This window comes from Flavobacterium sp., from assembly GCF_965284515.1.
GTDB lineage: Bacteria > Bacteroidota > Bacteroidia > Flavobacteriales > Flavobacteriaceae > Flavobacterium.
Map to the genome: position 1 here is coordinate 729,514 of NZ_OZ260089.1, position 20,167 is coordinate 749,680.

Sequence of the window (20,167 nt, forward strand, 5' to 3'; positions counted from 1 at the left end):
AAAGATGTAACTTTTCTCTTAAAAAAGCGTATAATAAACATAACCAATTAAACTTACATTATGTTTTTACCTATTATTTTAGTTTTAGGATTATTTTTACTTTTTGCATCCTTTTTCACTGTAAAACAACAAACGGCTGCTATTATTGAACGCTTTGGAAAATATGCAAGCACAAGAACATCTGGTTTACAATTAAAAATTCCGGTGGTAGATAGAATTGCTGGAAAAGTAAACCTAAGAATTCAACAATTAGATGTTATCATTGAAACAAAAACAAAAGATAACGTGTTCGTTAAACTAAAAGTTTCTGTACAATTTAAAGTTTTACAAGAAAAAGTATACGAAGCTTTCTATAAATTAGAATATCCGCACGATCAAATTACTTCTTATGTATTTGATGTTGTTCGTGCCGAAGTTCCAAAATTAAAATTAGATGATGTTTTCGAAAGAAAAGACGACATTGCTGTTGCGGTAAAACGTGAATTAAACGAAGCAATGTCTACTTACGGTTACGATATCATCAATACCTTAATTACAGATATTGACCCAGATATTCAAGTTAAAAATGCAATGAACCGTATTAATGCTGCTGACCGTGAAAAAACAGCTGCAGAATATGAAGCAGAAGCAGGAAGAATTAGAATTGTAGCAAAAGCGAAAGCAGAAGCAGAAAGCAAAAGATTACAAGGACAAGGTATTGCTGACCAACGTAGAGAAATTGCTCGTGGACTTGTAGAATCTGTTGATGTATTGAATAGAGTAGGTATTAACTCGCAAGAAGCTTCGGCTTTAATTGTAGTTACTCAACATTACGATACGTTACAAGCAATTGGTGCAGATACTAATTCTAACTTAATTTTATTACCAAATTCACCACAAGCAGGTAGTGAAATGTTGAATAACATGGTAGCTAGTTTTACAGCAAGTAATCAAGTTGGTGAAGCTATGAAAAAAGCAAACAGTAATAAAAGAAAAGGGACTGGTAAAAAAGATATTTTTGGCGGAAGCACAGAAGTAGAACCAGAAAATGAAGAATAATATTTCTTAACCAACAAATAAATCTTAAAGCCATCAATTTTTTAATTGGTGGTTTTTTTGTAACCAAACGTAAGCGTAATTTTTAAATGTAATTCCTGCTGTTCGTTTCAATTTGTCATTACAAGAAACGAAGCAATCAAAAAAAGCAAATTTTATTTCGCAATAACAAGATTTTCTCTTCCATCAGGGTTAGAAAACAAACTTTATGGTGTTTTTTAAACGAAACCTCGAATAAAGCTTTTTATGACAACTTTATTTACCAAGACATAAAATCATATTACCTTTTTTTAAAAATAGAACCTGGATAAATTATGAAAGTTGTTTTTAAAAGATAAAATTTATTAAAAAAAATTAATCAATAGTTTTTTATAATAATATAAAATTCTAATGAATAATTATAGTTAAATAAGATTTATCAATAAAAAAACCCATAAGACTTTTTCTTATAGGTTTATAGATATTATTTAATTATTACTTTAAAAAGTATATCCTAATCTTAAATGTAAATCTAAACCAACAGTTCCTGTTTCATTATTGTATTCTTCAAGATAAAACACATAACCCAAACCAATTCCGGTTTCGAAAGTAAAATGAGAACCATATGTTCTTTTTATACCCCATTTAGGAACAATAGCTACTAAGGAAATAACATTAAGATTGTCTTTATTTTCGTTAGAAATAAAGAAAAAATCTGGATTCCAAGTTGTATTTAATGCAAGAAAATTTCCGCTGTTTTTATTTATGCTTTTTCCTTTATCACTTCTTTTAGTTAGATTATAATACCATCTTGGCTCTACTCTAACAGATGGAATTAAAATAAAATTATTTTTATCATTAAAATTATTTTGAGTAATTCCAAAATCAAATCCCAATTCTGTTCTCAATGCGATTTTATTAGAAATTCTAGCTTCATTATGGGCCCAAACTCCTAAAAAACCAACTTGAAATCCATAAATTGACTTTTTAACACTTAAACTATCTTGTGCAAAACAAGAAGCTGATAATAAGATCAAAGATAATAAGTAAACTTTTTTCATTTGAAAAAATAATTATTTTACTGAAATTTTTGCCCAAGTATCTCTTAATCCAACTGTTTTATTGAAAACTAATTTCTGAGCAGAAGAATCTCTATCTACACAATAATATCCTAAACGTTGAAATTGGAAATGATCTAATTCTTTTGCACTTTGTAGACTTGGTTCAACATAACCTATAATTACTTCTAGAGAATTTGGATTGATAAATTCTTTAAAATCTACCTCTTTATTTCCATCTGGGTATTCATTTGTAAATAATCTATCATAAACACGAACTTCAGCTTCAACAGCATGTTTTACCGAAACCCAATGAATCGTTCCTTTTACTTTTCTTTGGCTTGCTTCAGTGCCACTTCCAGATTTTGTATCTACATCATACGTACAATGAATTTCAGTAATATTTCCATCTGCATCTTTTACAACTGATTCACCTTTAATGAAATAAGCATTTTTTAAACGAACTTCAGTTCCTAAAGTCAATCTAAAAAATTTCTTATGCGCTTCTTCTTGGAAGTCTTCTCTTTCGATATATAATTCTCTTGAAAATGGCAATTGACGGTATGTCATTACTTCATCTTCCGGGTTATTTTCTGCTTCTAACCATTCTTCTTGTCCTTCAGGATAATTAGTAATAATTAACTTAACCGGATTTAAAACAGCCATTACTCGAGGTGCAACTTTGTTTAAATCTTCACGAATACAGAAATCCAATAAAGAAACATCTATTAAATTGTCTCTTTTAGCAATACCAATTGTATCGGCAAACTTACGAATTGCAGCTGCTGTAATTCCACGTCTTCGCATTCCTGAAATGGTACTCATACGAGGATCATCCCAACCTGTAACATGTTTTTCTTCGACTAATTGAGCTAATTTTCTTTTAGAAACTACAGTATGAGAAAGGTTTCTACGAGCAAATTCGCGTTGTTTAGGTCTTACTTTAGATTCATCATAAATTTGATTTAAAAACCAATCGTATAATTCTCTATGCGGTAAAAATTCAAGTGTACAAAAAGAGTGTGAAACTTGTTCTAAATAATCGCTTTCACCATGTGCCCAATCGTACATTGGATAAATACACCAATCGTTTCCTGTTCTATGATGATGTGCATGCATTATTCTATAAATAATAGGATCGCGCATTAACATATTGGTTGCTCCCATACTTATTTTGGCACGTAATACATGAGCTCCTTTTTCAAACTCACCATTTTTCATACGTTCAAATAAATCTAAATTCTCTTCAATAGAACGATTTCTATAAGGAGAATCAGTTCCTTTTTGAGTTGGAGTTCCTTTTAGAGTAGCCATTTCTTCAGCAGAAATACTATCTACATAGGCTTTATCTTTTTTGATTAATTCAACTGCCCAATCGTATAATTGTTGGAAATAATCTGATGCATAGCATTCTTTATCCCATTTAAAACCAAGCCATTCTACATCGCGTTTAATAGCGTCTACAAATTCTTGTTCTTCTTTTGATGGGTTTGTATCATCAAAACGTAAGTTTACAGGTGCGTTATAATCATTTCCAAGTCCGAAATTTAAACAAATAGCACTTGCATGACCTACATGTAAATAACCATTTGGTTCAGGCGGAAAACGGAAACGTAATTTATCTTTTGACAAACCATTTTTTAAATCTTCTTCAATGATTTGTTCTATAAAATTCAATGATTTCTCTTCAGTTGACATAAGAATTATTAATTTTGACAAAGATAAGTTTAATTAATCAATTTGAAAATTTAAAAATTGGTTGAATGCTGATAATATGGGAACTATAAAATTAAAAAATATTCGTACCTTTTCCTATCATGGTTGCTTGGTTGAAGAAGGAAAAATAGGAAGTGATTATAGAGTAGATTTAGAAGTAAAAACGGACTTGAAATTATCTGCTCAGTCAGACAATTTACATGATACGGTTGATTATGTTTTATTAAATAAAATAGTTGTAACGGAAATGGCAATTCGTTCTCATTTACTAGAACATGTTGCAAAACGTATTATTGATAAGGTATTTAAAGAAAGTAAAACAGTAAACTTTATAAAAGTAGCAGTTTCCAAAATAAATCCTCCTATTGGTGGTGATGTTGAAATGGTTACGATTAAAATGAAGGAAAGTAGATAAAAAATATTTTATCTTTTTGTAATAATTTACTTTTAAACTTTAGTTTTTTAAACTTTTTAGTATATTTGCCTCACATAAGGGCGTCGTGGCCGAGCGGCTAGGCACCGGTCTGCAAAACCGTCTACTCCGGTTCGAATCCGGACGATGCCTCAAAATAAAAAGAGCTACATAATGTAGCTCTTTTTTATTTTTTAAGTAATTCTAATTTCTTTTCTATCATTTTTTTCTCGTTGGGGAAAAAACCTTGAATCATTAAAAAAACTCCAAAGATGATAATAATTACACTTATTACGCTCTTAATTTTATAAATGATATAAGGAGTTAATTTACTTTTTAATTGTTTAGCAATTACAATTTTAATACTATCTATGATTAAATAAACTAATAAAATAGTAGCTATAAATATTATAATTCTATCAGCTTCTAAATTTAATTTAGGACCAAATGAGATGATAATCATCATCCAAAAAGCGAGAACACCAATATTAATAAAATTTAATAAAAAGCCTTTAAAAAAAAGGTTTAAATAGTTATTAGGTTGATTTATATCTTCTTTAACATCTACTTCTACTTGACCTTTATAGGTTCGTTTTTGTTTAATAAAAGAGATAATACCATAACTTAACATAATTACACCTCCAATAAAAAATAAACTTGGATCGTCTTTTAATTTTTCTAAAAGCTGATTAGTACTAAAGTAAGCAATTAAAATAAAAACTAAATCACCACAAATAACACCAATATCAAAAACCATTGCTGCTCTAAACCCTTTTGTAATACTAGTTTCTAATAGTACAAAAAAAACTGGTCCTATTGTAAAAGCTAATAAAATTCCTAATGGAATTGCTGTTAAAACATCATGCAGCATTAAAAGATATTATTTAATTTGTTTGAAAGACGAAGTTAAAAAAAATAATTTACTTAACTTGAATTATACTACCACCTGCAATGGTTTTCTGGTTAATTTGTTTAGGTTTCCCGTAAATTTTTATTTCTCCACCCGCTCTTGTTTTAGCGTCAACTAAATCTGTTGCATGAACATTAGCTATTCCACCAGCGTTAACAGTAACAACAGTTTGTTCGGTAATACAATCTTGACCGTCGTATTTTCCGCCAGAATTTGATAAAATATCTTGGTTTTTTACTTTTCCTTGAACTGTAACAATACTTCCTTGAGTTGTTCTTACTTGTAATTTATCTGCTTTTAAATTAAGTAATTTAACTTCAGAACCTTCTTTACAAATAATATCAAAACTAATAGCTGAAATTGCATCTTTTGTTGCAATTCTACTTCCTTCATTTGCTTCAACAGCATCTAATTTTGTAAAATAAACAGTTGCAGAAATATTATCACCACTTAACATTTTAGTTAAAGGCATTTTTATTTTTAATTCTCCGTTTTTATTTACAATTTCAACTTCATTAGCACTGGCTCCATGAAGGATAATTTTGTTTTCAGTTCCTTGAACTAAAGTAACATCAATTTTATCAAATGAAGTTACTTTATTAAACTCACCCAACTTTTTTTCTACTTGAGAAAAAGCTACTGAACTGATTAACAATAAGGTAAATACAATATTTTTCATTATGTTATAAATATTTATAAATAATAAGCGTAATAATAATTAAAATAATAAATTCTAAAATGTTTTTAAATAACCTATCTCTTATATATATTTATTTAAAATTTTATCTAAAAATAAAAGAAATAATGATAATAATAATAATGCTATAATTATAGAAACAACTGCATAATAAAAACTTTCACCTTCTTTTAATAAAATGAATAAGTATATTGAATAAAAAAATAACATAAAACTAGTTAAATTAAAAACTGATATATTCTTTTTTATTAAATCTAATGCTTTCATTTTTTAAATTTAAATAAGATTCTGAAACAAGTTCAAAATGACAAGATTGTGTGAAAAATAATTAACCACAAACAATGACTAATTACTAATCCCTTTTTACTAATTACTCTTTCTTTCTTAAATATGAAAAGTCTAATTGTTTTTTAACTAAATCAGCATTTTTAACTTTAACGTACACTTCGTCTCCTAATTGTAAAATATTTTTAGAAACTTCACCTACAAGAGCATATTGTTTATCGTCAAACGTATAATAATCGTCTCTAATTTCACGAATACGACACATTCCTTCGCATTTATTTTCAATGATTTCTACATAAATTCCCCATTCGGTAACTCCAGAAATTACACCTAAAAATTCTTCATCTTTATGATCTTGCATGTATTTAACTTGCATGTATTTAATAGAATCTCTTTCGGCATGTGTAGCTAAACCTTCCATGTTTGAAGAATGATTACATTTTTCTTCATATACTTCTTCATCAGCGCTTTTTCCGCCGTCTAAATAATATTGAAGTAATCGATGCACCATAACATCCGGATAACGTCTAATAGGTGATGTAAAATGACTGTAGTAATCAAAAGCTAATCCGTAATGACCAATATTTTCGGTAGAATAACTTGCTTTACTCATGGTTCTTATTGCAAGTGTATCAATTAAATTTTGCTCTTTTTTACCGTTAACATCTTGCATTAGTTGGTTTAACGATTTAGAAATATCTTTTTTATTTCGTAAATCTAACTTATAGCCAAATTTTGAAATTAAATTTTGTAAACCAAAAAGTTTATCATCATTAGGTTCATCATGTACTCTATAAATAAACGTTTTCTTTTGTTTACCAATAAATTCAGCTACTTTTCTATTCGCTAAAAGCATGAACTCTTCGATAAGATGATTAGCATCTTTAGAAACTTTAAAATAAACTCCAATTGGTTCAGCCTCTTCATTTAAGTTGAATTTTACTTCTACTTTATCAAAAGAAATAGCTCCGTTTTTCATTCGTTTCGAACGAAGAATTTTAGCTAATTCATCTAATTTTAATGTAGCATCAACTATAGGTTTTGGAACTTTATATGCTTCACCAGTAATTGAAATTTCAGCTGGAATAATATCTTCTTTTGTTTCTATTATTTGCTGTGCTTCTTCATAAGCAAAACGTTGATCAGAATATATTACTGTTCTACCAAACCAAGAATCTACAATTTCTGCTTTATTATTCAATTGAAAAACAGCTGAAAACGTATATTTTTCTTCGTGTGGACGTAGTGAACAAGCAAAATTTGAAAGTACTTCTGGTAACATTGGAACCACTCTATCTACTAAATAAACAGAAGTTGCTCTATTATACGCTTCATCATCTAAAATAGTTCCTTCTTGTAAATAATGCGAAACATCAGCAATATGAATTCCTATTTCATAATTTCCGTTATCTAAAACTTGGAACGATAAAGCGTCATCAAAATCTTTTGCATCTTTTGGATCTATGGTAAATGTTAAAACATCGCGCATATCTCTACGTTTAGCAATTTCTTCTGCAGTTATAGAAGTATCTATTTTATTAGCATAAGCTTCTACTTCTATAGGGAAATCATATGGTAAACCGTATTCTGCTAAAATAGCGTGAATTTCGGTATTGTGTTCTCCTGGTTTTCCAAGTACTTTTATTACTTTTCCAAAAGGAGAATCGGCTTTTTTAGGCCAATCTTCCATTTCTACTAAAACTACATCGCCATTTTCTGCATCGCCTAAATTATTTTTTGGAATAAAAATATCGGTATACATTTTAGCATTTGTAGTGGTTACAAAAGCAAAGTTTTTTTGAATATCAATTACACCAACAAAATCTGTTTTAGCTCTTTCTAAAATTTCTAAGACTTCGGCTTCAGGTTTACGAGAACTTCTACGGTTATAAATATATACTCTTACTTTATCTTTATCTAAAGCGTGATTTAAATTTTGTTTGGGTACAAAAACATCATCTTCTAGTTCATCGCAAACAAAATAACCAGTTTTACGTGACGTCATATCTAAATATCCTTCGTAATATTCTGCTTTAGAAATTACTTGATATTTTCCTATTTCTGTTTCGTGAATTTTGTCTTGTGCTTTTAAAAGTTTTAAATCGCGGATGATTTCGTTTCTACTTTTAGTATCATTAAGTTCTAATGAAGCAGCAATTTGCTTGTAGTTAAAAGACTTTGAAGGATCTTTTGAAAGGATTTTAAATATTTGTGCAGTGAAATCTTTTACTTTTTTTCCAAATTTTTTTGGTTTCTTACTCATGTATCATTTTATAATTAAAGTTGAAAGTTACGAATAAGAAATTAGAATTCAGAAATTAGAATTCAGAATTAACCTAAATATAACGAAATTGGAAATTAAAAGTTTTCAACATATATTAAATACAACAAAAAAAGATTTAATTAAATTTAAAAAAAAAGATGGTTATTATAGCTTGTTAATAGTTGCTAAAACTTTTTATTTTTTAGAGTAATTTTTAACTTTTACTTAGTTATACAAAACTATTAACAACGTGTTTTTTTCTTAAACTACTGATTTTTATCTTCTAAACTTTTTTTACTTTTTAGTTATTAACAACTGTTCATTTCATTTTTTTATATGTTTTGTAGAAAAGTAACAAATAGATATCTTGTTAATAACCCATTTAATAAAGCTGATAACTTTGCAATAAAATTCAAAAAGTTTTTATGTTTTATTCATTCTAATTTTTGTTTATAAAAATTTATTTATGAAAGTAAAAAAACTTCTTATTTTCTATATTTAGTTATTAACAAACTATGTTAAATTAACATTAACTGATTTTCAACACTTTACACTTTTTAATTAACAATGTAAATTATTAGTTATTAAAATACTGATTTGTAAGTAGTTATGTTTTAATAATAATTTTTTAAATTAAGAATTATAATAAAAAACAAACTTAAACCTTCTTTTAAAATGATATTACTTAATTTTGTTATAAACTACTAACAACAACATTAACATTATGAAAATTTCTATTGGAAACGACCATGCAGGTCCAGACTATAAAAAAGCAATTGTTCAATTTTTAGAAGACGAAGGACATACAATTCTTAATCACGGAACCGATACTTTTGAAAGCGTTGATTACCCCGATTTTGGACATGCGGTGGCGTATGATGTACAAATAAAAAATGCCGATTTAGGAATTGTTATTTGTGGATCTGGAAATGGAATTGCAATGACCGCTAATAAACACCAAGACATTCGTGCGGCTTTATGTTGGACTAAAGAAATTGCAGAATTGGCGCGCCAACATAACGATGCAAATGTTATAAGCATACCTGCACGTTATACTTCAATTCCTCAAGCCGTTGCTATGGTTGAAATTTTTTTAAACACAAAATTTGAAGGTGGAAGACACGCAAATAGAGTAAATAAAATTGCTTGTAAATAATACAACATAACAATTTAAAAACTTAGATTGTTAACCTAATTAATCTAAAAAAAATGGGTCACAACCATAATCACAACCATCAAGTTCAAGGAAAAAATTTACTTTTTTCTATACTACTTAATGTGGTTATAACTTTGGCTCAAGTAATTGGTGGAATTATTTCAGGAAGTTTAGCTTTACTTTCAGACGCACTTCATAATTTTTCCGATGTATTGTCATTAGTATTCAGTTATGTTGCCCATAAATTATCTCGTAAAAAAGCTTCTTTAGACCAAACTTTTGGGTTAAAAAGAGCCGAATTAATTGCAGCTTTTGTAAATGCATCAACCTTAATAATAGTTGCTTTTATATTGATTTATGGTGCAATTGAGCGATTAATTCATCCACACGAAATAGAATCTGAATTGGTCATTTGGTTGGCTTTATTAGGTATTGTAGTAAATGGTTTTTCTGTTCTTTTATTAAAAAAAGATGCTGATAAAAATTTAAATATGAAATCGGCTTATTTACATTTATTAACTGATATGTTGGCCTCTGTAGCGGTTTTAGTAGGAGGTTTATTAATGCTTTTTTATCAAATTTATTGGATAGACAGTGTAATGACTTTATTAATAGCTATATATTTAATAGTAGTTGGAATTGACTTATTAAAAAAAGCGACTAAAATGCTTATGCTTTTTACACCAGAAGAAATTAATTTAAAAGAATTAATTAAAGAGGTACATAAAATTAAAGGTGTAAACAAACTACATCACATACATGTTTGGCACTTGAACGAAGAAGAACTTCACTTAGAAGCACATTTAGATTGTTCTGAAGATATAAAAATGAGTGAGTTTAATATTGTACTGCATCAAATTGAAGACTTACTTCTGGAAAAATTCGGAATTAACCACATTAATATTCAACCTGAATTTAAAAAAGAAGATCCAAAAGACTATATCGTTCAAGATTAACGTATTTTTACGTAATAATTTTATATAAATGGATGATAATAAGCCACAACTAAAGAAGAATCTTTATAAAATAAACCCACTATTAAAATTGTATTTGGAAAAATATAAACGCGTAACAAAAACAAATGTTTTTTACGATGATTTATTACGTTTTCAAGGTTCAGTATCTGTTTTTGATAAAAATGGAGAAGATAGTTTATGGGTAAGGGTTTATTATAATGAGTTTGAAAAAAACGACATTGATAAGAGTTTGAAAAAAATATATACCCTATTACATTCTGATGGAAATGAAAGCAGTTTTGAATTTTTAAGTGTTGATGAAATTGACTTTTGTACGTTTGGAAATTCACAACCATTTAGAATAAAAGTCAGAAATATTTTAAATGATAATTACACCCATTTTTACATAAAAAAAGCCGATGCATCCAGAATATTTGGATTAGAATTAGAACATATATTATCACCAAATAGAATTAATTATTTAGTTTTTAAAGACACTCTTATTGAGGAACATATTGTAGGAATTCCTGGAGATGTTTTTTTAGAAAAAAACTTAAAATCATGTTCAGAAACTGAGAAAACACAAATTGCTAAAGAATTTGTAAAATTCAACGAACGTTGTATGATTGGTTTATTAGGAGATATGCGTTCTTATAACTTTGTAGTTATTCCTATTTATGATTTTGACCAATTGGTTTTTAAAATTAGAGCTATTGATTTTGATCAACAATGTTATGAAGGTAGTTTTAAATTATATAAACCTTTTCTTTTTAAAGAAAACTTCTTGTATAGTAAATTAGTTCAAGATAAATTAAATCAAAACGCAATTGAACAATACCAAAATGAAGAAAGATCTATTTTAGTAAAAAGATTATTAGATTCTGAAACACGTTTTGAAGATTTATTAAAAGCAATGAAGTTAACTAGATTAGCTCCTATAGAACACATCGAACAACTTAGAGAAGAAATTTATGACTATACTCTTGATTTAGAATTTAAAAAAGCAGAATCTATGGGAGAAATTGTAGAAGTTGCTTTAAACTTTATGAAACGTAACTTTAAATACGACGAAAACGATTTTTAATTCATAATCATGGAAAAATTAAAAATTGATTACATCAAGAAAATTTTAAAAAAAAGACTATCAAATTCCCATAAAGGCAATTTTGGTCACGCTTTTCTTATTGCAGGAAGCGAACAAAAAATGGGTGCGGCAATTATTGCTTCAAGAGCATGTTTAAGAAGCGGTTGTGGTTTATTAATGGTTTCTATTCCTAAAGAAGAACGAAGTTCAATGTACAGCTCAATTCCAGAAGCAATGCTTCATTTTAGAGAAGAACAAATAGATTTTTCAAAATATAATAGCCTTGCAATAGGACCCGGATTAGAACAAGATGCTGCAGCACAGAAATTACTTTATTCAACACTTTTAAAAACAAAATATCCAATAGTTATTGATGCTGATGCTTTAAACATATTGGCAAAAAATCAAGATTGGCTGATTCAATTGCCTAAAAACTCAATTTTAACACCACATCTAAAAGAGTTTGATAGACTTTTTGGAAACCAAAATATAGATGAAGAAAGAAGAAAAACAGCAAAAGACAAGGCAAAAGAATTGAATTGTATTATTGTATTAAAAGGACACAAAACTTTTATTACCAATGGTACAACTTGTTTTGAAAACTCAACTGGAAACCCTGGATTAGCAAAAGGAGGCTCAGGCGATGCATTAACAGGAATTATTTTAGCCCTTCTAGCTCAAGGTTACGAACCAATACATGCTAGTATTTTAGGGGTTTATCTTCACGGATTAGCTGCAGATATTACACTTCAATCGCAAAGTGAAGAAAGTATGTTAATAACGGATGTAATTGAAAATTTAGGCAAAACTTTTCAAGAAATCCATTCCAAAATAAAGTAATACCAATTGAAGAATTAAAATACCATAAACGACTAACATAAAAGAGGTTTTATTAGTCTTGTGTCTAAAAACTTGCATAGCTCCTAAACCACCAATTGTTCCGCCAACTAAAACTAAAAAGAAAAGAGTTCGTTCAGGAATACGCCATTTGTTTTTTCTTGCCAATTGTTTGTCATAACCAAAACAAAGGAAAGTAAAAGCGCTTATAAGAATAAAATAAATTAATATTGATTTCAAAAGTTTAGAGTTTTACCCAAAGATAGTATTTTAGCACTTTAATCTACTTATAGTTTAAATTCATCATGACAAACATACAATTCATAAAAAAAGAAGTTGCCACTTCTGATAAAAACATACATGCTACTTTACAATTACTTTCAGAAGATTGTACGATTCCTTTTATTTCGCGTTACCGAAAAGACCAAACAGGTAATTTAGATGAGGTTCAAATTGAAAATATTGCCAAGCTTTCCAAACAATATGATGAAATTTTAAAACGAAAAGAAAGCATTCTAAAATCAATTGAAGAGCAAAATACACTTTCACCAGAGTTTAAATCTAAAATTGAAAACAGTTTCGACTTACAAGAATTAGAAGACTTTTATTTACCGTATAAAAAAACGCGCAAAACAAAAGCAGATACAGCTCGAGAAAACGGATTAGAACCATTAGCAAAAATTATCATGGCACAAAATGCTGACGATGTTGAGTTTTTGGCTTCAAAATACTTGAATGAAAAAGTTGTAAATGAAGATGAAGCTTTGCAAGGTGCAAGAGACATCGTTGCCGAATGGATTAATGAAAACATCTACATTCGTAAGAGTTTAAGAAGAATGTTTCAGCGTCAAGCGGAAATTACTACGAAAGTGGTAAAAGCTAAAAAAGACGATGAAGGAGCGCAAAAATTTATACAATATTTTGATTGGTCAGAACCTATTTCAAAAGCACCATCACATCGATTATTGGCCATTCTTAGAGCAGAAAATGAAGGTTTCATCAAATTTAAAGTGGAAATTGATAAAGAAGAAGCAATTGCTTTCATTGAAGAAAATATTATAAAAAACAAAAAATCAGATTGTGCTTCGCATATAGAATTAGCCATAAAAGACAGTTATAAACGTTTATTAGAGCCAGCTATTTCTAACGAAACCTTACAAGAAGCGAAAACAAAAGCCGATGCAAAAGCAATAGATGTTTTCGCTGGAAATTTAGGTCAACTTTTATTAGCACCGCCATTAGGCGAAAAACGAATTTTAGCTATCGATCCAGGTTATAAAAGCGGTTGTAAAATAGTTTGTTTAGACGAAAAAGGCGATTTACTATACAACGAAACTATTTATCCGCATGCGCCACAAAACGAAAGCGCCATGGCAATGAAAAAAATCCGCTCTATGGTGAACGCTTACGGTATTGAAGCTATTTCTATTGGAAATGGAACCGCTAGTCGCGAAACCGAATTTTTTATAAAGAAAATTGCGTTTGACAAGCCCGTTCAAGTATTTGTAGTTTCAGAAGCTGGTGCTTCGGTTTACTCTGCTTCTAAAATTGCAAGAGATGAATTCCCAAGTTACGATGTAACCGTTCGTGGAGCAGTTTCTATCGGAAGACGTCTCTCAGATCCTTTGGCCGAATTAGTAAAAATTGACGCAAAATCCATTGGAGTAGGGCAGTACCAGCACGATGTAGACCAAAATAAATTAAAAGAAGAATTAGATACAGTTGTAGTGCGTTGTGTAAATTCTGTTGGAGTTAATATTAATACAGCGAGTAAATCTTTATTGAGTTACGTTTCTGGAATTGGCGAAAAAATGGCAGAAAACATTGTGAATTATCGTTCTGAAAACGGACCATTTGAAGACCGAAAGCAAATTAAAAAAGTACCGCGATTAGGCGAAAAAGCATTCCAACAAGCCGCGGCTTTTATTCGAATTAAAGACGGAAAAAATCCTTTAGATAATTCAGCCGTTCATCCAGAAGCGTATAAAATTGTCGAAAAAATGGCAAAAGATTTAAAAGTTTCGGTGAACGAATTGATTGCTAATAAAGAAATGATAAGTAAGATTCAACCTGAAAAATATGTTTCAGAAGAAATAGGAATTTTAGGTTTAAACGATATTTTAAAAGAACTTGAAAAACCAGGTTTAGACCCAAGAAAATCAGCTAAAGTTTTTGAATTTGATGCCAATGTTCGTTCTATGAAGGATTTAAAAACCGGAATGATTTTACCAGGAATTGTAAATAATATTACCGCTTTTGGTTGCTTTGTAGATATTGGAATTAAAGAAAGTGGTTTAGTACACATTTCCCAACTTAAAGAAGGTTATGTTTCAGATGTGAATGAAGTAGTAAAATTACACCAACATGTTCAAGTAAAAGTGGTTGAGGTCGACGAATCTAGAAAACGTATTCAACTTTCAATGATTTTATAGAAAATAAAAAAATCCCAAATTCAATTTAGAATTTGGGATTTATATGTTTACAAAAGAAAACTATTCTTTAGTTTCTTCGTCTTCTTTTTTTGTAACTTTTTGTTCTTCGTCTTTCATTGCGTTTTTAAATTCCTTAACCCCACCACCAAGACCTTTCATTAATTCTGGAATTTTTTTACCACCAAAAAGTAATAAAACAATAACGATAATTAATATAACCTGTGGTGCTCCAATCACACCTAAAAATATTGCTAATGCATTCATGATTTCAAAAATTATACTACAAAGATAAAAAGAAAATCACAATCTTATATTTTTTAACGAATTATTATATCCCTAAACACAAAAACACATTGTTATTGCTATATTTGTAGAAACAATATTATAGCTTAAATGTCAACAAAAAACCTAAAAAGGAAACTATTTTTCAGAAAAATCTATCGAAAACTCTTAAACAAGAGAAGATTGATTGTTTTAAATGAAGATACTTTTGAAGAAACATTTTCATTAAAGCTAAACTTAATGAATGTTTTTGTGGTTGTAATGCTCTCTTCAATTTTTCTAATTGGAATTACAACTTATATTATTGCCTTTACTCCTTTAAGAGAATATATTCCAGGATACGCCTCTACCAAATTAAAAAAAGACGCTTTAAACTTAGCAATTAAGTCCGATTCTTTAGAAAATGCAGTTAAACTAAATGATTTTTATATTTCATCAATTAAGAAAATATTAACCGGTGATGTTGAATATGCTAAATTAAGTAAAGATTCATTAATTGCTGCCGAAAGGGCAAAATTAGATGTTTCTAAAACTTCGGCTTCAGAAGCTGAAATTCAATTAAAAGAACAGTCACAAAATGAAGACAAATACAATGTTTTTGAGTCGGCAAAACCAAAAGTTAATTTTGTATTGTTTCCACCTGTTCAAGGGCCAATTATTGAAAAATTTAACCCCACAAACAAACATTTAGCTGTAAAAATAGCAGTAGCAAATAATACCCCAATTAAAGCTATTGCAAACGGAACTATCGTTTTTGCAGATTGGACTCCTTCTAACGGATATGTTATCATCATAAGACACCAAGATGTAATATTATCAGTTTATAAAAATGCTGCTTCTTTAACCAAAAACCAAGGAGACGCTGTTCGCTCGGGAGAGGTAATTGCTTTAGCAGGAAATTCAACATCAAATAGTACAAGTACAAACGTACACTTTGAACTTTGGAAAGATGGTTTCCCAATTGACCCAACACAATTCATAAATTTTGAATAACCTATGACTTTAAAAGCTTTTGCAGCAAAATTATTTGCGAAAAGAATACATACTCTTACCCAAAAATGGGCAACCAATCCAGTTATTGCTCAAGAGAAAGTTTTTAAAGAGTTATTGACAAGTGCAAAGGAGACACAGTTTGGTAAAGACCATGATTTTGCAAATATAAAAACGTTTCAAGAATTTGTAAAACAAGTTCCTATTCGCGATTATGAACAACTGAAACCTTATGTTGATAGAGTTGTAAAAGGCGAAGAAAATATACTTTGGAAAGGAAAACCTTTATATTTTGCCAAAACATCTGGAACCACTTCAGGTGCTAAATACATTCCGCTTACAAAAGAATCAATGCCTTTTCACATACAAGCTGCTAGAAATGCTATTTTGAGTTACATTCATGAAACAGGGAAAGCTGATTTTGTAAATGGAAAAATGATATTCTTACAAGGAAGTCCTGTTTTAGAAGAAAAAAACGGAATTCAGTTAGGCCGACTTTCCGGAATTGTAGCACATTTTGTTCCTAAATATTTACAAAAAAACCGAATGCCAAGTTGGGAAACCAATTGTATTGAAGATTGGGAAACTAAAGTAAATGCAATTGTTGAAGAAACTATTCATGAAGACATGGCGGTTATTTCCGGAATTCCTTCTTGGGTACAAATGTATTTTGAAAAATTAAAAGAAAAAGCAAATAAGCCAGTTGGCGAAATTTTCAAAAACTTTAATTTATTCATTTATGGCGGCGTTAATTTCGAACCTTACAGAGCTAAGTTTGAAAATTTATTAGGAAGAAAAGTAGATTCTATTGAACTTTTTCCGGCTTCAGAAGGGTTTTTTGCTTACCAAGATTCCCAAAAAGAAAAAGGAATGTTGTTGTTGTTGAATTCGGGAATTTTTTACGAATTTATAAAAGCAGATGAGTTTTATACTGAAAACCCAAAACGACTTACTATTGGTGAAGTTGAACTTAATGTAAATTATGTTTTAATCATTTCTACCAATGCAGGACTTTGGGCGTATAACATTGGCGATACCGTTCAATTTACTTCTTTAAAACCTTACAGAATAATTGTTTCAGGGCGAATAAAACATTTTATATCGGCTTTTGGAGAACATGTCATTGCAAAAGAAGTAGAAAGTGCTTTACAAGAAGCAACAGAAAACACAGATGTAAGAATAAACGAATTTACTGTTGCACCACAAATTAATCCAACTTCAGGCTTACCTTATCATGAATGGTTTATTGAGTTTGAAAACGAGCCTAATAATTTAGAAGAATTTGCGTTACAAATAGACAATGCTATGCGAAAGCAAAACATTTATTATGACGATTTAATCGTAGGTAAAGTTTTAAGAACACTTGTTATTACTAAAGTAATTAAGAACGGTTTTCAAGAGTATATGAAATCGATTGGCAAACTTGGTGGTCAAAATAAATTACCAAGATTAAGTGATAATAGAACTATTGCTGATAAATTAGAAAGAGAATAGAAAAAAGATGAAAGAGAAAAGATTTTTGAGTTTGATTTTATTAATTACCACACTTTCCCTTTCTGCTCAGGTAAAAGGAATTGTTAAAGATAACAGTACTGGTGAACCTATTCCTTTCGTAAACATTTGGGTTGAAAACGTAAACATTGGAACTACTACTGAAATAGACGGAACATTTTCTATTAACGTTAAGGAAAAAGATAAAAAATTAATCATCTCTGTTTTAGGATATGAAACACAGACTTTAAAACAAGCCGAATTCATGAATATTGAGCTTACGCCTAAACTTTATGAACTTAACGATGTGGTTGTTTTAATGAAAAAACAATCAAAATATTTAGAAATCGGAAATGTAGACCAAACCCTTATGCAAGCTTTTGATAACGGTCCAAAAGTGGAAGCAAAATACTTTCCTTATGATTCAAAATACAAGAAACTAAAATTCATAAAAAAAGTCACCATTTTTACCGATTGTAGAATTGATAGTTCTTCTGTAAAAATTCGTTTTTTTAGTGTTGATTCATTAGGAAATCCAGGTTATGAATTACTGAATAAAGATTTTATAGTAACTATAAAAAAAGGAGTTATAAAACATAAATTTGATGTTTCAGAGTTTAATTTAACCATGCCAACAAACGGAATATTTGTAGCCTATGAAAAACTACTAATATCAGATAATAGAACACCAAAAGGTTATCAGCCTTATGTTTTGTACAATAATGTAGATCGTGATTTTTATTTTGTTTTTTCAGGTGGAAAATGGAATAAACTCATTAACAATGAAGATCCACTAGAGCAAATAAGCATCAATGAACCTGCTATAAATCTAATCCTTACTAACTAATAATAAAAAATCTTACCTTTGTTGGTTAGATATAAATAATATAAATGAAAGAAATTAAAAACATTTCGCGTTCTAGAGCGCAAGAGTCGTCAGCAGCTATTGAACGACTGTACATTACCATGAGACATTTATTTAACAGAGGTTTTTATAAACCAATGGGTGTATCAGGAGAAACTTTAAGGGAAGCTTTATTATCGCTTCGACCAGAAATTTATGGTAGTATCGCCGAAGAAAAAGTAGAATTAAGCGGATTATTATATGTAATTGAACGATTACCTATTGGTATCGAACAATGTAGATATATTAATTTAACCTCGGATGAAGGTTATTCTAATTCGCATTTTAAAGCAATTGTTCCTCCAAAAAGAAGAAGAAATTGTTATCGTATTGACGATGAACAAATGAATATTGAAATTACACGTGGTCGTTCAGATATCTATGATATTTTAACGCATTTAACATTTATTTTTATTGAATCACATAAAATTAAAGATCGCGTTTTAATCGATGAAGAAGGAAAAGTATCTCGCGATTGGCAAAAATTAGAAGAAACAGTTTTAAATACTAAAAAACTTACTTTAGTGGAAAGAGAAAAAGCAATTTCTCATGCCGCTAATATTTTAGGAAGAACATTTGCAGAAGTACAAAGTATTTACCCAGATTTTGCTACAGCAGATGCACCAGAGCGTTTTTTACATATTGTATATTGGTTAGGAAAACTAGCTATTGAAGAAGTAGTAGATAATAACAAACGTACTATTACTTTTAGTCCTATTCTTAGAGAGCGCTTAGGGCACCATATTTATGGAGAAATTTGGGCAAATAACATCAAAGAAGTTTTAGAAAAAAATAATTTATTACAAAGACCAATTCATGTTATAAGTGCAAATATGCATAGTGTAATGAATTCTATCTTTGCTAAACCCGTTTTAGAATCTAAATACAAAGGAAAGTCTGATTATGTTATTTATGAAGATTTAAGTAGTTCTTCAAACAACGATTTGCGTAAAAAAGTAGAAGTCGTTGCCATGCAACAAGGAATGGTGTTTTTACCAGATACTTCAGGAACCAATATTGATGTTCAAATTTTTGATACTGCAAAAATAGATTTAAAAAAATCAGCTTTTCCAAAAGCGCAAATTAATGGTGAAAAACCCGTTTTAATTGTAATGGATTATGCTTTTGGAGAACAAGCTTACGAGACCATTGATGAGCTTTTAAAACCATATAAAAAAGGAAAAGACAAAACATTTATTAATGTTGAATCTGTTTCGATAATGGGTAAAGCTGGAATTCTTGAGGGAGGAAAAGGAGATATAATGATTCCATGTGCACACATAAATGAAGGAACAGCAGACAATTATCCTTTTGAAAACGAGCTAACAGCAGAAATGTTCGAAGGAAATGACATGCCGGTTTTTGCAGGACCAATGGTTACTGTTTTAGGAACATCATTACAAAATAGAGATCTATTAAAGTTTTTCCATGAATCAACCTGGAAAGCTATAGGTTTAGAAATGGAAGGGGCATATTATCAGAAAGCAATTCAATCCGCTTCAAAGATTAGAAAAAGTATTAATCCAAATGTAAAGGTACGTTATGCTTATTATGCTTCAGACAACCCTTTAGAAACAGGAAGTACTTTAGCCTCAGGAGGTTTAGGAACAACAGGAGTAAAACCTACTTATTTAATTACAATTAAAATATTAGAACAAATTTTCAACGCAAAACAATAAT

18 protein-coding genes and 1 tRNA gene are annotated in these 20,167 nt (G+C 29.4%); 12 read left to right on the forward strand and 7 right to left on the reverse strand.

All coding sequences use genetic code 11. From position 1 onward, the window contains the following. Window positions 1–60 precede the first annotated feature (60 nt). Window positions 61–1,038, forward strand: coding sequence for an SPFH domain-containing protein (locus ACQ65T_RS03375; RefSeq protein WP_430399690.1), 978 nt, complete (start codon window positions 61–63; stop codon window positions 1,036–1,038). A gap of 476 nt (window positions 1,039–1,514) precedes the next feature. Here ACQ65T_RS03375 and ACQ65T_RS03380 read toward each other — a convergent pair whose 3' ends face one another. Together ACQ65T_RS03380 and ACQ65T_RS03385 are read right to left on the reverse strand one after the other, a co-directional pair. Further along, window positions 1,515–2,075: a hypothetical protein gene (locus ACQ65T_RS03380; RefSeq protein ID WP_430399691.1), complete on the reverse strand. Its 561-nt coding sequence runs from the start codon at window positions 2,073–2,075 to the stop codon at window positions 1,515–1,517. A gap of 12 nt (window positions 2,076–2,087) precedes the next feature. Next, window positions 2,088–3,770 carry a glutamine--tRNA ligase/YqeY domain fusion protein gene (locus tag ACQ65T_RS03385; protein WP_430399692.1) on the reverse strand — a complete coding sequence of 561 codons (1,683 nt, stop codon included), beginning with the start codon at window positions 3,768–3,770 and terminating at the stop codon, window positions 2,088–2,090. Between the two features lie 76 nt (window positions 3,771–3,846). Between ACQ65T_RS03385 and folB the strand changes: the two genes are divergently transcribed. Both folB and ACQ65T_RS03395 read left to right on the forward strand, forming a co-directional pair. Continuing rightward, window positions 3,847–4,203, forward strand: a complete 357-nt coding sequence (folB, locus tag ACQ65T_RS03390) for a dihydroneopterin aldolase (RefSeq protein ID WP_430399693.1) — start codon at window positions 3,847–3,849, stop codon at window positions 4,201–4,203. A 79-nt stretch (window positions 4,204–4,282) separates the two neighbouring features. Continuing rightward, window positions 4,283–4,353, forward strand: a tRNA-Cys gene (locus ACQ65T_RS03395). A gap of 34 nt (window positions 4,354–4,387) precedes the next feature. Here the strand turns inward: ACQ65T_RS03395 and ACQ65T_RS03400 are convergent. From ACQ65T_RS03400 to rnr, 3 genes are all read right to left on the reverse strand, one after another. Continuing rightward, window positions 4,388–5,071, reverse strand: coding sequence for a LysE family translocator (locus tag ACQ65T_RS03400; RefSeq protein WP_430399694.1), 684 nt, complete (start codon window positions 5,069–5,071; stop codon window positions 4,388–4,390). Window positions 5,072–5,120: 49 nt separating this feature from the next. Next, window positions 5,121–5,789: a head GIN domain-containing protein gene (locus ACQ65T_RS03405; protein ID WP_430399695.1), complete on the reverse strand. Its 669-nt coding sequence runs from the start codon at window positions 5,787–5,789 to the stop codon at window positions 5,121–5,123. A 388-nt stretch (window positions 5,790–6,177) separates the two neighbouring features. Then, window positions 6,178–8,355, reverse strand: coding sequence for a ribonuclease R (rnr, locus tag ACQ65T_RS03410; RefSeq protein WP_430399696.1), 2,178 nt, complete (start codon window positions 8,353–8,355; stop codon window positions 6,178–6,180). A 724-nt stretch (window positions 8,356–9,079) separates the two neighbouring features. On the opposite strand from rnr, the gene rpiB reads away from it, so the two are divergent. From rpiB to ACQ65T_RS03430, 4 genes are read left to right on the forward strand one after another with little or no spacing between them, the layout of a single operon-like run. Beyond that, on the forward strand, window positions 9,080–9,511 hold the full coding sequence (rpiB, locus tag ACQ65T_RS03415) for a ribose 5-phosphate isomerase B (protein ID WP_430399697.1): 432 nt from the start codon (window positions 9,080–9,082) through the stop codon (window positions 9,509–9,511). 53 nt (window positions 9,512–9,564) lie between these two features. Continuing rightward, on the forward strand, window positions 9,565–10,467 hold the full coding sequence (locus ACQ65T_RS03420; protein ID WP_430399698.1) for a cation diffusion facilitator family transporter: 903 nt from the start codon (window positions 9,565–9,567) through the stop codon (window positions 10,465–10,467). A 28-nt stretch (window positions 10,468–10,495) separates the two neighbouring features. Next, complete coding sequence (locus ACQ65T_RS03425) at window positions 10,496–11,551, forward strand: hypothetical protein (protein ID WP_430399699.1); 1,056 nt, start codon at window positions 10,496–10,498, stop codon at window positions 11,549–11,551. Window positions 11,552–11,560: 9 nt separating this feature from the next. Continuing rightward, window positions 11,561–12,391 carry an NAD(P)H-hydrate dehydratase gene (locus tag ACQ65T_RS03430; RefSeq protein ID WP_430399700.1) on the forward strand — a complete coding sequence of 277 codons (831 nt, stop codon included), beginning with the start codon at window positions 11,561–11,563 and terminating at the stop codon, window positions 12,389–12,391. Here the strand turns inward: ACQ65T_RS03430 and ACQ65T_RS03435 are convergent. Beyond that, window positions 12,350–12,628 carry a DUF1294 domain-containing protein gene (locus tag ACQ65T_RS03435; protein ID WP_430399701.1) on the reverse strand — a complete coding sequence of 93 codons (279 nt, stop codon included), beginning with the start codon at window positions 12,626–12,628 and terminating at the stop codon, window positions 12,350–12,352. The genes ACQ65T_RS03430 and ACQ65T_RS03435 overlap by 42 nt on opposite strands. 65 nt (window positions 12,629–12,693) lie before the next feature. Between ACQ65T_RS03435 and ACQ65T_RS03440 the strand changes: the two genes are divergently transcribed. Further along, window positions 12,694–14,820, forward strand: a complete 2,127-nt coding sequence (locus ACQ65T_RS03440) for a Tex family protein (RefSeq protein ID WP_430399702.1) — start codon at window positions 12,694–12,696, stop codon at window positions 14,818–14,820. A gap of 60 nt (window positions 14,821–14,880) precedes the next feature. Here the strand turns inward: ACQ65T_RS03440 and tatA are convergent, their stop codons facing one another. After that, on the reverse strand, window positions 14,881–15,084 hold the full coding sequence (gene tatA, locus ACQ65T_RS03445; protein WP_430399703.1) for a twin-arginine translocase TatA/TatE family subunit: 204 nt from the start codon (window positions 15,082–15,084) through the stop codon (window positions 14,881–14,883). Window positions 15,085–15,285: 201 nt separating this feature from the next. On the opposite strand from tatA, the gene ACQ65T_RS03450 reads away from it, so the two are divergent. The 4 genes from ACQ65T_RS03450 to ACQ65T_RS03465 are packed head-to-tail and all read left to right on the forward strand — an operon-like array spanning window position 15,286 to window position 20,166. Further along, entirely contained in the window at window positions 15,286–16,095 is an 810-nt protein-coding gene (locus tag ACQ65T_RS03450) for a murein hydrolase activator EnvC family protein (RefSeq protein ID WP_430399704.1), read from the forward strand. Between the two features lie 3 nt (window positions 16,096–16,098). Continuing rightward, window positions 16,099–17,586, forward strand: a complete 1,488-nt coding sequence (locus tag ACQ65T_RS03455; RefSeq protein ID WP_430399705.1) for a GH3 auxin-responsive promoter family protein — start codon at window positions 16,099–16,101, stop codon at window positions 17,584–17,586. Between the two features lie 7 nt (window positions 17,587–17,593). Further along, window positions 17,594–18,430: a carboxypeptidase-like regulatory domain-containing protein gene (locus ACQ65T_RS03460; protein ID WP_430399706.1), complete on the forward strand. Its 837-nt coding sequence runs from the start codon at window positions 17,594–17,596 to the stop codon at window positions 18,428–18,430. 44 nt (window positions 18,431–18,474) lie between these two features. Continuing rightward, window positions 18,475–20,166 carry a DUF6909 family protein gene (locus tag ACQ65T_RS03465; RefSeq protein WP_430399707.1) on the forward strand — a complete coding sequence of 564 codons (1,692 nt, stop codon included), beginning with the start codon at window positions 18,475–18,477 and terminating at the stop codon, window positions 20,164–20,166. The last annotated feature ends 1 nt before the right edge of the window (window position 20,167 follow it).

Bases quoted from the DNA above. Each gene is read 5' to 3' on its own strand.
- ACQ65T_RS03375 (WP_430399690.1), top strand. From the start codon at position 61: ATGTTTTTACCTATTATTTTAGTTTTAGGATTATTTTTACTTTTTGCA.
- ACQ65T_RS03380 (WP_430399691.1), bottom strand. From the start codon at position 2,075: ATGAAAAAAGTTTACTTATTATCTTTGATCTTATTATCAGCTTCTTGT.
- ACQ65T_RS03385 (WP_430399692.1), bottom strand. From the start codon at position 3,770: ATGTCAACTGAAGAGAAATCATTGAATTTTATAGAACAAATCATTGAA.
- folB (WP_430399693.1), top strand. From the start codon at position 3,847: ATGGGAACTATAAAATTAAAAAATATTCGTACCTTTTCCTATCATGGT.
- ACQ65T_RS03400 (WP_430399694.1), bottom strand. From the start codon at position 5,071: ATGCTGCATGATGTTTTAACAGCAATTCCATTAGGAATTTTATTAGCT.
- ACQ65T_RS03405 (WP_430399695.1), bottom strand. From the start codon at position 5,789: ATGAAAAATATTGTATTTACCTTATTGTTAATCAGTTCAGTAGCTTTT.
- rnr (WP_430399696.1), bottom strand. From the start codon at position 8,355: ATGAGTAAGAAACCAAAAAAATTTGGAAAAAAAGTAAAAGATTTCACT.
- rpiB (WP_430399697.1), top strand. From the start codon at position 9,080: ATGAAAATTTCTATTGGAAACGACCATGCAGGTCCAGACTATAAAAAA.
- ACQ65T_RS03420 (WP_430399698.1), top strand. From the start codon at position 9,565: ATGGGTCACAACCATAATCACAACCATCAAGTTCAAGGAAAAAATTTA.
- ACQ65T_RS03425 (WP_430399699.1), top strand. From the start codon at position 10,496: ATGGATGATAATAAGCCACAACTAAAGAAGAATCTTTATAAAATAAAC.
- ACQ65T_RS03430 (WP_430399700.1), top strand. From the start codon at position 11,561: ATGGAAAAATTAAAAATTGATTACATCAAGAAAATTTTAAAAAAAAGA.
- ACQ65T_RS03440 (WP_430399702.1), top strand. From the start codon at position 12,694: ATGACAAACATACAATTCATAAAAAAAGAAGTTGCCACTTCTGATAAA.
- tatA (WP_430399703.1), bottom strand. From the start codon at position 15,084: ATGAATGCATTAGCAATATTTTTAGGTGTGATTGGAGCACCACAGGTT.
- ACQ65T_RS03455 (WP_430399705.1), top strand. From the start codon at position 16,099: ATGACTTTAAAAGCTTTTGCAGCAAAATTATTTGCGAAAAGAATACAT.
- ACQ65T_RS03460 (WP_430399706.1), top strand. From the start codon at position 17,594: ATGAAAGAGAAAAGATTTTTGAGTTTGATTTTATTAATTACCACACTT.
- ACQ65T_RS03465 (WP_430399707.1), top strand. From the start codon at position 18,475: ATGAAAGAAATTAAAAACATTTCGCGTTCTAGAGCGCAAGAGTCGTCA.